The following is a 12,222-nucleotide window of genomic DNA, read 5'->3' on the forward strand; positions in this document are numbered from 1 at the left end:
GGCGGGGTCACGCGGCCCCGCGGGGGAAAACACACAGGTGGGCGGGAGCGGGGGTGGTGGGGGGGGGTCGCGCCGGCCCCCGCGGCGGCGGCGGGCGGTGACGGGGACGGTGACGTGGTAGCCGTCGCCCCTCAGGTCGGCGGCCAGGCCCTGGGCGATGCGGCGGGCCTCGGCCTCGCCGAGGCCGGGCAGCTCCCGCAGCAGCCGGGCGGCCAGCACCGGGACCACCGCCTCCGGCACCCGTCCGCCGCGGGCCGCCTCCCGCTCCGCGCGGGCCAGCGCGGCATCGATCGCCTCGGCCAGCAGCGGCACCGTCACCGTCCACGACGGATCCGTGGTCCCGGGCCCGAGCAGCTGCACCAGCGTGCCGCGCAGCTCATGCCCGGCCAGCCGCCGCACGTTCGGGTGGCGCAGCACCGCGTCGATGATCCGGATGCGGGAGATCACCGGCCCCCTCCCGTCGTGCGCATCGGGATGGCGCGCAGCTCGGCGCGCGTGCGGGCGAGGACCGCGCACCGGCCCGGGCACCACCAGCGCGCACCAGCACCGTCACCCGCAGCGGCGACCTGGACCATCCCGGCCGCCGGGGGCTGCCCGGTGGTGGCCTCGCTGCCGCAGCCGGGCGCCGTGCACCACGTGTACGGCGCCACCTCGGCGCCGGTACGGGTCTTGCCGGTGAGGCCGCCGTTCCAGGCGTGCCGGGCCGCGCGCTGTCCCTGGGATGTCTCGGGCAGCCGGGGGCGCTGCGCGCGGGGGCGGGCGGTCACCGCGTGCCCCGGTGGGCACCGGCCCGGCGGCGGGTGTGCCGCCGCCGGGCGCGGCGCAACGCGGCACGCACCGCCGGCGGCATGTGGGCTGCGGTCGTGCGCACCGGGTGATGGACCAGACCCGCCACGTCCGCGGCGGTCCGTTCACCGGCGCTGGTCTCGAAGAAGGCACCGAGCAGCAGAGCACCGGCGACGACCAGGCCGAGAACGACGGGCACACCGAGCCAGGCAGCGGCGCTCACCGCGCATCACCGCCCTGCTCGTCCACGTCCAGACCCGCGCGGATCCACTTCGCGGCGGCGGCGACTGTACGGGCCGGTGCATCCTCGTTCGTACGGCCCCAGTTGAACCGGCCGTACTTCCCCGGGCTGGGCAGCGCGACCGCATGCCACACGGTCCCGCCGCGCTTGCCCCGCCCCTCGGAGATCGCGCCGACGACGTCGGCCTCGGCCGGGCGCTTCACACCCTTGCCGGTGACAAGGAAGTCGAACGGCTCCTCGGCCCTGAGGTGGCCGATCCTCAGCCGGGGCTCACCCGGCCACAGCAGCAGCCCGGCCATGCTGCGGGCAGGCATCCCGTAGCCGTAGGCCGTGGTCGCGGTCGTCCCCTGACGGGTCGACGCGTCCTCGCCGCGGACGACGAGGGCGGCCTGGCAAGACGGGCACACGATCCGCACCGTGGTACGCGGGTACCGGTCACCGTGACCGCAGTCCTCGTTCGCGCACGCGTGCGCCTCCCCGCCGCGGCGGCTGCGGTACTCCCCGGGATCCGTACGGAAGTCCACCAGCCAGGACGGCCGCTTGCAGCCGACCAGATGCCAGGGCTCATCCCAGCCGAGATACGTCTCCAGAACACTCGTCACCAGGCACCGCCCTGGCCGGCGTCCGCGCGCTCGTCGGCAGCCGTGGCGTCCTCGCGGCAGGTGCAGTCCCGGCCGATCCCGGACGCGTAGGAGCACAGGGCGTCGTGGCCACCACGAGGCGGCCACCCCTCCACCCCGGCCCCGGGCGCCTGCTGATGGGGGTCGACGGCGGCGGCCTGGTCGTCGGCGGCCAGCTCGTCACCGGCGCGCGCCATCGCGGCGGACACGCAGCCGGGCGAGCAGTACCAGCGCGGGCCGTCCCCGATCCCGGCGACCTCCAGCCGGGCCCAGCCGATCCGGGCCGGACCCGAGGCACCGTAGCCGTCGGGCGCACCACACCCGTCCGTGGGGCACGGGCCGTCGACGTCGACAGGGTCGGGGACCAGGAGCGCGGCGAGCGCCGCCCGCTCCGTGCCCTCGACCAGCAGGTCCGCGCGCCCGCCGTACGACGAGGTGCAGCGGACCACCACCCGGGGCGGGGCCCCGAGGCCGGGGACGCTCACACCGTCCTTCAACCTGAGCGTCATCGGCAGGCCGTCCAGCGCGGTGGTGCCGTACCCGGCAGCAACTGCGACATCGGACACCAGCAGCACCTGATGACCGGGACGGCCCTCACATAGGCGCAGGACGGCTTCACGCTGCTCGCGCGCAGCTTCCGCCGCAGCCAGCTGCTCCCGCGCCTGGGCGAGTTCGGCGGCGTGCTCGGCGTGGGCCTGCTCCCGCGCGGCCGACACCGCGGCCTCCACGCTCTCAGGCTGGAAGAGCAGCCCGGCTACGCGCTCGGCCGCGGCCAGCTGCGTGCTCGTCGCGCCGCCGTCCTCGATCATCGTGGCGTCGATGACCGCGGCGGCGGCCTGCTCGGACGTCACGGCCGACGGCTGGCCGGATGGTGCCGCTGGGGGCATCGCCCCGGGCGGGGCGGTCTGGAAAGATTCGTACAAGGTGATCCACTCCTGAGTTTGGGTTGGGTGTGGATGTGCCGAGGGGCCGTTGCCTGGGTGGAGCCGGGCACGGCCCCGCTTGTCTGGTCAGGCGGCGAGCGGCTGCGAGGTGTCAGCTGGTCCTGCGCCGAGGCTGCTTTGCCACAAGGCGGACGACAGCGTTCGAATCAGGCCGCGCGGGCGCGGGCCTCTGCCGTACCCGGGAAACAGACGACCTCGGAGCGGTCAGGGCGCCACTCCGTTCGAGCTGCCTCTTCAGGGCTTCTACGTGGCCAGGGGTGAAGCGCCACGCGCCAGCCACCTTCGTGGCCTTGATCTCGCCGGTTCGGGCCTGCTCGCACAACCAGTACTTCGAGACGCCCATCGCTTCTGCGACCTCGCTGGCGGGATAGAGCAGGCGCGGCAGACTCACGCGGCGCCCCTGGTGGTTGCCGTTGCTTGAGCGTTGAGATATTTCTCCACGGCCTCGACGCTGGAGACGATTCGCCCGTTCCGCAGCCAGGTGTGCGGCCCTCGCCCCTGGCTCCGCCAGGTACGAATGGTGTTCGGACGGACTCCAAGCCGAGACGCGATGCCAGGACCGGCCTCGCTGTCGTGTACGTAGATCAGGCCAGGTGGTGGGCTCGATCGTGGCGGCATTCTTCCTCCATCATGCTTCCCATCTGGACCGGTTCGCGCGGATCTGGAGACGTCGGCGGCACAAAAAGCACCAGTACGGCGACACCAAGGGCCTCCGCGATCTGATGGGCGGCTTCCATGTCGCAAGAGAGGCTGCGCCCGCTGAGCAAGTGACCGATGAGCCCAGCACCCAACCCGGTCGCACTCGCGAGGGTGCGCACCGTGAATGGAACCCCCCGCCCAGGCGTCGCCATGATCCGGCGGAGCATCTCGGGGTCCCTCAGGTCATAGCGCACTCTCACAATATCTCTCCAGCGGCACAACTCGTCTATCGCTGTAGATAGTAGAGCACGATCATAGATGGATCGTCTACAGATCGGCGCACAGCACTTCCTTCAGCGCGCTTGCCGCCCCCGGCCACCTGGCTATTTACTTGAATTACGTAGACGACTCGTCTACGGAGCGAGATGAGGCGGGGGCTCCGAAACCCCGACAGCACCGGCCCGACCCCACACGAGGCACATGCACCCGCCGAAGAGAGAGGCGCAATGAAGGCAGACGACCGCACCGACCCAGGTGATGGAGTGGACGTCCCCGAGCACCTGACCCGAGACCTGGACCGGGACGACCTGTCTCGACTGGTCCGCGAAGCCAACGCCGCCGGCGTTTCCTTCGCCGTCATGGAAGCGCGAGCGAGTGCCGCAGGCCACCCGCTGAGCCGATCTCAGTTCAACAAGTTGTCCCGCAACATGGTGAAGACCTCCCCCACCAGTGAAGACCTTGCGGCGATCGCCGCCGGCATCGAGAAGCCCCTCAGCATCGTTGGCCGCGCGGCGGCCCGCCAGTACCTGAACTACGAGTCGACTGGGCTCTCGGGCTACGGGGAGGACGTGCGCATCATCGTGGCACATCTGGCCGGGATGAGCCCTGACAGTCAGCGACGCTGGCGGGCCATGATCGAGGCCGACGAACGCGCCCGTTCACAACAGGGTGATCCACCTGACGCTGAGTGAGAAACCTTCCCCCTCTGGTGTGTAGACGTTCCGTGTAGGTATGGTGACGGCCCGATCGCAGCGGTTGGCATATGCCGCTGGAGTCGATGAGTGGGGGACTCGTGATCACCTTCAGACTCGGCCGTACCGAGGACGACGCACCGGTCTTTGTGAAAGCACACAGGCTGGGAGTGCACCTCATTCTCCATGAAGGGCTGTTCAGCGAAGAGCACGTTGCCGCTCTGAACGCCGGGACTACGTCTTGGCTCTCCGTGATTGACGCCTGGCAGTTGTGGAACGGCGAGATTGTCGACCTGAGCGAGGTCGGCCCAGAGCCTGAGCTGAAGATGCGGGAACCTGCTCAATAGGCAGAATTCCAGGAAGGCATAGCTTGGCATGGCGTGGACCGAAGAATTGGTCAGTGGATTCCGCGGCCGATATCGCGACGCAACAGGCAGCAAATGTTCGATATTGGACGAGGCCGGAAACCCAAAGCTGTTCCGGAAGAAATCCGACGCCTTAAAGGCAGCACGCGACGCAGAGTCGGACGTACGCAATGGACGCCACCGCGATCCAAAGCTCGGCCATGAAACGTTCGCGGAGTACGCCAACCGATGGTACGGGGAACTCGAACTCGCCCCGTCGACCATGCAGAACTACAAGCACCACATTGAGGAACATCTCCTCCCGCACTTCGGCGACCTGACACTCAAGCAGATCGACAAGAGCGAAGTACAGAAATGGATGCTTGCCGAGAAGGCCGCGAAGTACGCCGTCTCCAGCATCAAAACATGGCGGAGCACCCTGCACGTCATGCTGGTCGACGCGATGGACGAGGGACTCATTACGTCCAATCCAACCGAGCAGAAGCGCGGCCGAGGCCGCCGCGCGGGCCGGTCATCGCGGCGGACCCCGGAGAAGGCGATCACCAGCGCCCTCGGTGCCCTCCTGGTCGCCGAGCGGACGAGTCTGTTGTCCGGCCGGGACGACGAGTTCGTACTCACCGTGAGCACCGCGTACACGGGCATGCGCTGGGGCGAGATCGTCGGCCTGGAGCCCGAGTACGTACGCCCGAGCGCCATCCGCATAGAGCACCAGCTCTACGAGCTGGACTCCGGCAAGCTGGATCGGTGCCCGCCCAAGGAAGACTCCTACCGAACTCTCGGCATACCCCCCTGGCACTCACGGCTACTGACTGAGTTCCGGCAGAGCCGCACGTTGAAGGCGTGTGACTGCCACGGGAGGAAGTACTTCTTCAGCGGGTACGGCATACCCAACGGACAAAGCGCTGGCGGAGTGACCCTCAAGGACGTCGCCGCCCGGTCCGGGGTCTCCACGGGCACCGTGTCCAACGTCCTCAACAGGCCGGAGCGCGTCGCGGACGCCACGCGCCATCGCGTGATCGATGCCATGGCGGAGCTGGGATATCAGCGCGGTGAGGCGACCGGGGATGCAGCCGCGCACCATCGCCGCAGCGGTTTCGCCACCTGGCTGTTCCACCCCGCGGCGACCGGCTGGTACCCGGCCAAGGCCCCCCAGCCGCGGCGCCCCGTGCCGGTGCTCGCCGAGCCCTGGCCCGGGGTGCCGGCGCGCGGCCGGGGCGCGGAGTCCAGAGCAGAGGCGAGCTGGGTGCCCGTGGCCAGGAAGCTGACACCTCACGGACTGAGGCATCTACACAAGACAGTGATGGAAGACCTCGGGACTCCCCCCAAGCTCATGGACGAGCGGATGGGACACCTCGACGGATCGGTCCAGGCGCGCTACTCCCACATCACGGACGGGATGCGCCAGCGCCTCATGGACGGACTGACCGATGTCTGGGAACAGTCCCTCGACGCCCGCCTTGCCCTGCACGACCGGTCACCGGTGCCCATCCTGGACAGGCTGCTGGTCGAGCGCGCAGCAGGAGTCGCTACAGTGCCCCAGCTCCGCGCGGTCGGAGCATGATCGAAATTCTGCCCCAGATCTGCCCCAGATTCCGGAGTAGAGATCGGTCGATCCGACCGAAACCCTCGCCCTACCAGCGAACTCTTCCCCCAGGGAAGATCGATTTCAGGGCGGCCGACCTTCGTTCGGGACGAAGAGGTCGTGGGTTCAAATCCCGCCACCCCGACAGCTGAAACACCAGGTCAGGGGCCTGATCCGCGAGAGCGGGTCGGGCCCCTGGTTGGTTCCGAGGGCCGGTTTGGGAGCCATTTGGGAGCCGAGCAGAAGGGTCTGCTCCCGGTCGGCTCTTCGAAGCAGGCACGTGCTTCCAGAGCGAAGCGATCACCCTGGACGCCGTCCGCGCCAGGGACGACCCGCACAGATGAGTGCTCAACGAACTCGCTTCTGCCGAGTGGTCACGCAGAGCTCGCTCCGATGCCTCCACCACCACCCTGTGAGGCAGCACGGGAGCATCTCACTGACCAGATGAGCATGCACCCTACGAGAGGGCGTGCCCCGCGCCCAGTCCCCACTCGGCCCACAAACCGAGGCGGAGCTTGATACTGGCACCAACTGTCGCGACAGAGTGGTGGACGAATCTGTGGACAGGTCATTCAGGAACCGTCCATGTCGCACAATGAAGTGTCGATGGGTGGGAGTCGGGGGGCACGGTGGCACTGGTACACGTACATGGCATCGGAAACCGGAAGGCCGATGTTGCGGGGCGCTCGGCTGCTTTGCGCGATGAACTGTTGCGTCGACATCTCCTCCCCGCGACCGGCCACTCTCCGGGTGCTCTGTTGTCCAGCCCCCGGTGGGGCGAACTCGTCGCAGACCCAGCCTGGGGGTGGGCCTCGCTGGCCCCAGACGAGGTGGAGTCGTTGGGCAGCGAGGAGCCGCTGGAGGAAGCCATCACCGAAGCTCTGGCGGACGCCGCCACCGGGCCGGAAGGGCGAGAACCCGAGCAGGTCCTGACGACGACCGCCCACCTATCGTTGCAGCGGGCGATCGATCTCCTCGCGTTGGCGGGCAGCGACGACGAAGGATCCGAGCCGGGCGCCCTTGAGGATTTGGTGGCCTTCTGTGCGCGGGCCACCGTGTACTGGGCTGAGAAGACCGGCGAGGGCGCACGCGGTGACGGCGTGGCCTTCTTCGCCTGGCTCAAAGACGTCAAGGAGGATGACGAGTTCCTCGACCGCCTCAATGACGAGGTCACCGACTGGGAGCGGCGCACGGACTGCGGCACTGCCGTGGCCAGTCCGAGGCAGTGGGAGAGCTTCGCTCTCGAAGGTGGCCTCCCCGCACGCGCTATCCGCGCGGTCCATCGGCTGCGTGCCCTTCACGTCTCCACCCGCACGAGCCCCTTGGCCGCCGGCGTCCGTCGCTGGGCCGCCCGCCCGTTGGCTCTGCTGATGGGTGACGTCATGGGGTACTTCGCTGAGCGCGGCACGCTCGATGCGCCCGGGCGGATCGTGGAGCGAATCGCCAGCTCCATCGACGAGGCGGCGCGGGACGCCGCGCTACGTGGGGAACCACTGGTGATACTCGCCCACAGCATGGGCGGGAACATCGTCCATGACGTGCTGTCCGTTTTCCGGCCCGATGTGCGAATAGATCTACTGGTGACGGTGGGCACCCAGGTTGGTCTCTTCGAGGAGCTCAAGCTCTTCGCGTCCAGCGACCACAAGGTGCCGAACGTGTATCAGCCCAAGGCCGATGCGCCGCCGAATGTCGGCCGTTGGCTCAACGTCCTGGACCGATCCGACCCGCTCGCGTTCGCGGCAGCGCCGGTCTTCGCCAGTGCGGAGGACGTGGTCTTCCGCACCGGCGCTTGGTGGGCGCACACGGGCTATCTCACATCCTGCGACTTCCACTCGCGGCTGGCTCGCAGGGTGGGACTGCCGAGATGACCACAGTTTGGGAGAGTGGCCTCGCGGGGCCTGCCGCACATGCCCTGGTGATCGGTGTCGGCGCGTATGACTGGTTCCGCGGCGGAACACGGTACGTGAAGGGCCGCAAGGGCGACCGACTTTCCAAGGAGTTCACTCAGCTGGCTTCTCCTCCGGCGTCCGCGCGTGCGTTGTGCGAGGGACTACTCGAAGGGTTTCGGAACCTGCCCGGTGGAATGGCACTCGGCAGCCTCGAAGCAGTCGCCTCGGCCAACGAGGAGATGGTCCTCAAGAGCGACGACGGCAGTGACCTGCCTCTCGGGTCAGCCACTCTCGCGGGAGTGGAAGAAGCCTTCGATGCCTGGTACGACAGGTGCGACAGCCACCCGGACAACGTGGCGCTATTCTTTTTCTGCGGCCACGGGATCCAGGTCGGAAGAGGCTCGCAGATTCTCCTGCTCCAAGACACTGGTGAGAACGTGCGGGACTACTTCCGCACCGCGGTGGACCTTCGCGTCCTAGTGGAGGGCATGGAGAGAAACAGCGCCCGGGTCCAGTGCTTCTTCGTCGACGCCTGCCGTTTCGCTCCGGAGCAGCTGTACGAGGAGGGGGACGTGCGTGCCACACATCTATTGACACCGCCACGCCGACCGCGCCCCCGCGACAGAGTCGTCGTCCACTCCACCCTCCCGGGCACCAAGGCACACGGCCCGCTGGGAGGGGTCACTCGTTTCACCGAAGCGGTCCTGCGTGCCTTGCTGACACCCGACTCGGACTCCACGGGCGAAAACTGGGCGGTGACCACAGAGACCGTCGGAAAGTTCGTGCGCGAGCTCATGGCCTGGCCGGGGCTGCACCTTAGTGACCTTGACATGCCGGAACAGCACTGCGACTTCTCCTCATTGAGCACGAGCGCGGGCGGCGTTCTCTTCTCGTTCGATAAGGCTCCCTCGGTCCCCTTCCACTTCGACACCTCGCCCGGGGAGTCCCTGTCCGACGCCGAGTGGGCGCTCATGGACCAAGAGCACCGGAAGGTGTACGCGTCCCGCCCGCCGAAGCCAGAACCCTGGATCGGGCACGGCCCTATCGGCCCGGCGCGAGTTGAGGTGTCGTTCGCCGACGGTCGCTTCCGGGGCCGTGGCGACGACGTCTGGATGCAGGCACCCTGCCGTGCGCGGACAGTGGAGGTACAGGAGCTATGAGCGTTGCTACGGCACACGTCGACATCGTGGCTCCTGTGGTGCCTGGTGCCGCACCGGGCACGGTCGTCGGCGCAGCCGAGGTCCTCGATCGCGTCAACCGCCGACTGGCGCGCGTCCCGCTGCGCGCGGGGATACCGACCCCGGTGGATATCCCACACGAGGAACGGTGCCTGGTACACGGCTGGTCACCCTACCTGTCTGTCCAGCCCGTCGTGGTAACCGGTGGCCGCACCCAGCAGGCCGTGCTCTCCGCACGGCGCGCAACCGGGAAGAAAACGGACGCCAAGAAGCCTGGCCGGGCCGCGAACGGCTGGATCCGGCTGTGGGGACGGGAGCCGGACGGCCGCTGGACCGTTCAGGACCCAGCGGACATGGCGACGGGCAGGGCCGCAACGGTGGCCATCCCGCAGGGCGGCCCCGCCGTCCTGCAAATCGGTGGAGGCCGACGGCGGCCGGTGTGCACGCTGGTACCGGAGGGGGCACTGTTCGCCCTGCAGCCCACCGAGCGTCGGCCGCAGGGCCCGGTGGAGGTCCGCCCTGTGGCGGACTCGGGTTTCACCTTGCTTGAGGCACTGCGGCTCGGAGAGTGGAGCTGGGCCGCCGTCGTGGAGCGGATTTGGTGGGATGAACCCGCCGTCCGAGGTACTCCGCTCCTCGATCTGGCGGTGGCCTATCTTGCCTGTCGGCGCGGCAATCTAGAGCAGGCCGGTCAGTGGCGGCAAGTGACCGGGGACCGCCATGAGGACGGCCCAGCCCGGATCGACGTCCTAGCCATCGACGCATGGCTCGCCCGGCGCCGAGGTGAGTGGCGTGACCTCGCCTCGACCCTAGCCCAGCTCGCCGAGGCGGGAGGGACCCCACTGGTGGCCGAGGGACTGGACCTGCTCGCTGCAGAGCTGACCCGCCCGCCGTTGGAACCGCGGGCACCGCATCCGCGTGAGGCGCTGCACCGCGTTCTGGCCCCTTACCTGCGCGCATCGGTGCCGTCGTCGCTCTCCTCTTTCACCGCCGCTCACCCGGATAGACCAGAGCCCCGGGCCCCCAAAAATGCACCCCCCGGCAACTCTCTGCCCTTCCACGTGGAAGCGGACGCGAGCGCCTTGCAGATTCAGTGGCGTGTGCTGAGCAGCGTGCCACTGCACGGCAGGCACTACGGACTCGCTGCCGACGAGAGCGCGCTGCCCCGCGAGCCTCGTCTGATGGCCATCGCGCCAGAGGAGGACCGCGAGTGGCTCATCATCGAGGATGAGGACCCAATAGTGCTCTGGCGGCTGGCCCGCAGGCTCCTTGACGAAGGGGTGACCACTGGAGTCTCTCTCGTGCCAGGCCGCGACGCAGTCGCGGTGGCGCTGCCGGGGCTTCGGGCGGGTCGAGTTGCGGCCGTTCTGGCCAACCTGCAAAGGCAGGGCCTGGTGCGGCAACTGGAGCTCAGTGTGGGCGGCACGCGTCGGGCTCTGGACATCGCGGACGCTGCCGAGGCCGAGCTGATCCTGTCCGTGCTGCTGCGGGAGGGCCACGAGTGATCGGAGTAGCAGCCTGCCGCCTCCATACAACTACACGGTGCATCCTCGAACCGGTAGGTCCGGAATCCGAGCTCGCCTGCACTCCGACCGCTTGCGCGGAGACGGGGTCCTCACTGCGACGTTGTTTGCTGATCCACAGCCAGACGCGCCTTCATGAGATCGTCAAGCACCCGCACCGGCGACGTAGGCCCCATGGTCGTACGGGCGTTGAGAGCCGCTTCCCACTGCTCTGTCAGGCCAGCCATGAGCCTTCCACGCATACCGTGGGTGACGTGGGCGTAGCGCGCCGAGACGGAGCCGTCGATGTGGCCCATGCGCTCGTCCATGAGGACCTTCTCGGTGCCGAGGTCCTCCATCATCGTCCGGTGGGTGTGGCGGAGGCCGTGGGGCGTGAGGCCCTTGGCGATCGGCAGCCAGCAGGCGTCAGCCCGGTTGGTGGCGCCGCGTCCCCGTGCCGGGACGCCGGGCCACGGCTCGCCGAGCAGAGGGACGGGCCGGGCCTCCTGCGGAGCCTTCTTCGGGTACCAGCCGGAGACCGCAGGGGTGAACAGCCAGGTTGCAAAACCGTTCTGCGCCAGTGGGCAGCAAGCCCCCACACCGCGCCGCCCCGCACGAACCCGAGGTCCGCGACGGCCTTCTCCACCCGTGCCCGCGTGGCTTCGGTGACGCGGTCGGGGTGGTTGAGGACGTTGGAGACCGTCCCCGTGGACACCACGGCAAGACGGGCGACGTCGACGAGCTTCGCTCCCTGGTGGCCCCCGGTACGGGCCGCTCCCTGGCCACGGAAGGCATACGTCCGTCCGTGGCAGGGGCAGGGCGTCGGCTTCGTACGGGCGATGTGGTTGGCGACCAGGGCCGACAGCCAGCCCGGGGCATCGATGGTGCGATAGCTGTCGTCCTTGGGTGGGCAGCGGACCAGTTCGCCGGTGTCCAGCTCGTACAGCTGCCACTCGACGCGGAACGCGTGCGGCCGGACGAACTCCGTTTCCAGGCCGACGATCTCGCCCCAGCGCTTGCCCGTATAGCCCTTGAGGACCACGGCGACGAACTCGTCGTCGCGACCGGACAGCAGGGCGGCCCGCTCGGCGGCCAGCAGGATGTCGAGTGCGTCGGTGACGACCTTCTCCGGGCCGCGGTCCCGGGACCGGCCGGCGCGCTTGCCGCGTCCGCGCCGCCGGGCGGCCGGACTGGAGGTGATCAGCCCCTCGTCGATCGCGTCCTCGAAGATCAGGTGGAGCGTCGAACGCCATGTCTTCACGCTGGAGGCCGCGTACACGGCCCGCTCCTTCTTCTCCCACAGCTCGACGTCCGTGCGGAGGACACCGCTCAGTGCCTTGTCCTCGAAGTCGGGGAGCAGGTGCTCCTCGATGTGGCGCTTGTAGTTCTGCATCGTCGAGGCGGCCAGGTCCTAGGGCGTGTCCGCAAAGTTGGTTGGTCGTTGCTCCGTTCGTGGTGCGACGTCATGAATTGACTGATCAGGCCTGGACGGTGATCGGGCCGCT

General features: G+C 68.8%; 12 protein-coding genes and 1 pseudogene. 6 read left to right on the forward strand and 7 right to left on the reverse strand.

Going from position 1 to position 12,222, the window contains the following annotated elements; genetic code table 11:
• The 6 genes from ACFXAZ_RS38045 to ACFXAZ_RS38070 all read right to left on the reverse strand — a co-directional run.
• The coding region (locus ACFXAZ_RS38045; protein WP_384601165.1) for a hypothetical protein at positions 1-447 on the reverse strand (447 nt) is incomplete at its 3' end.
• Complete coding sequence (locus tag ACFXAZ_RS38050; protein ID WP_384601168.1) at positions 444-767, reverse strand: hypothetical protein; 324 nt, start codon at positions 765-767, stop codon at positions 444-446. The genes ACFXAZ_RS38045 and ACFXAZ_RS38050, both read right to left, overlap by 4 nt.
• The gene (locus tag ACFXAZ_RS38055) at positions 764-1,009 is read right to left on the reverse strand and encodes a hypothetical protein (RefSeq protein ID WP_384601171.1); all 246 of its coding nucleotides are present in this window, start codon (positions 1,007-1,009) and stop codon (positions 764-766) included. The genes ACFXAZ_RS38050 and ACFXAZ_RS38055 overlap by 4 nt, the downstream gene beginning before the upstream one ends.
• On the reverse strand, positions 1,006-1,629 hold the full coding sequence (locus ACFXAZ_RS38060) for a hypothetical protein (RefSeq protein ID WP_384601175.1): 624 nt from the start codon (positions 1,627-1,629) through the stop codon (positions 1,006-1,008). The genes ACFXAZ_RS38055 and ACFXAZ_RS38060 overlap by 4 nt, the downstream gene beginning before the upstream one ends.
• Positions 1,626-2,498: a hypothetical protein gene (locus ACFXAZ_RS38065; protein ID WP_384601178.1), complete on the reverse strand. Its 873-nt coding sequence runs from the start codon at positions 2,496-2,498 to the stop codon at positions 1,626-1,628. Before ACFXAZ_RS38065 ends, ACFXAZ_RS38060 begins: the two co-directional genes overlap by 4 nt.
• A gap of 677 nt (positions 2,499-3,175) precedes the next feature.
• Positions 3,176-3,484, reverse strand: a complete 309-nt coding sequence (locus ACFXAZ_RS38070; protein WP_384601180.1) for a hypothetical protein — start codon at positions 3,482-3,484, stop codon at positions 3,176-3,178.
• A 252-nt stretch (positions 3,485-3,736) separates the two neighbouring features.
• On the opposite strand from ACFXAZ_RS38070, the gene ACFXAZ_RS38075 reads away from it, so the two are divergent.
• From ACFXAZ_RS38075 to ACFXAZ_RS38100, 6 genes are all read left to right on the forward strand, one after another.
• Positions 3,737-4,201, forward strand: coding sequence for a hypothetical protein (locus tag ACFXAZ_RS38075; protein WP_384601183.1), 465 nt, complete (start codon positions 3,737-3,739; stop codon positions 4,199-4,201).
• Positions 4,202-4,302: 101 nt separating this feature from the next.
• Positions 4,303-4,548, forward strand: a complete 246-nt coding sequence (locus ACFXAZ_RS38080) for a hypothetical protein (protein ID WP_384601185.1) — start codon at positions 4,303-4,305, stop codon at positions 4,546-4,548.
• 103 nt (positions 4,549-4,651) lie between these two features.
• Positions 4,652-6,127 (forward strand): LacI family DNA-binding transcriptional regulator, encoded by a 1,476-nt coding sequence (locus ACFXAZ_RS38085; RefSeq protein ID WP_384601188.1) that lies wholly within the window; start codon positions 4,652-4,654, stop codon positions 6,125-6,127.
• An 860-nt stretch (positions 6,128-6,987) separates the two neighbouring features.
• Positions 6,988-8,016, forward strand: coding sequence for a hypothetical protein (locus tag ACFXAZ_RS38090; protein ID WP_384601191.1), 1,029 nt, complete (start codon positions 6,988-6,990; stop codon positions 8,014-8,016).
• Entirely contained in the window at positions 8,013-9,197 is a 1,185-nt protein-coding gene (locus ACFXAZ_RS38095) for a caspase family protein (RefSeq protein ID WP_384601194.1), read from the forward strand. The genes ACFXAZ_RS38090 and ACFXAZ_RS38095 overlap by 4 nt, the downstream gene beginning before the upstream one ends.
• Positions 9,194-10,720: a hypothetical protein gene (locus ACFXAZ_RS38100; protein ID WP_384601197.1), complete on the forward strand. Its 1,527-nt coding sequence runs from the start codon at positions 9,194-9,196 to the stop codon at positions 10,718-10,720. The genes ACFXAZ_RS38095 and ACFXAZ_RS38100 overlap by 4 nt, the downstream gene beginning before the upstream one ends.
• A gap of 110 nt (positions 10,721-10,830) precedes the next feature.
• Here the strand turns inward: ACFXAZ_RS38100 and ACFXAZ_RS38105 are convergent.
• Positions 10,831-12,128 (reverse strand): annotated as a pseudogene (locus tag ACFXAZ_RS38105) (LacI family DNA-binding transcriptional regulator); the annotation flags it as partial.
• Positions 12,129-12,222: the final 94 nt, after the last annotated feature.

Source organism: Streptomyces sp. NPDC059477, from assembly GCF_042749375.1.
Classification (GTDB): domain Bacteria; phylum Actinomycetota; class Actinomycetes; order Streptomycetales; family Streptomycetaceae; genus Streptomyces.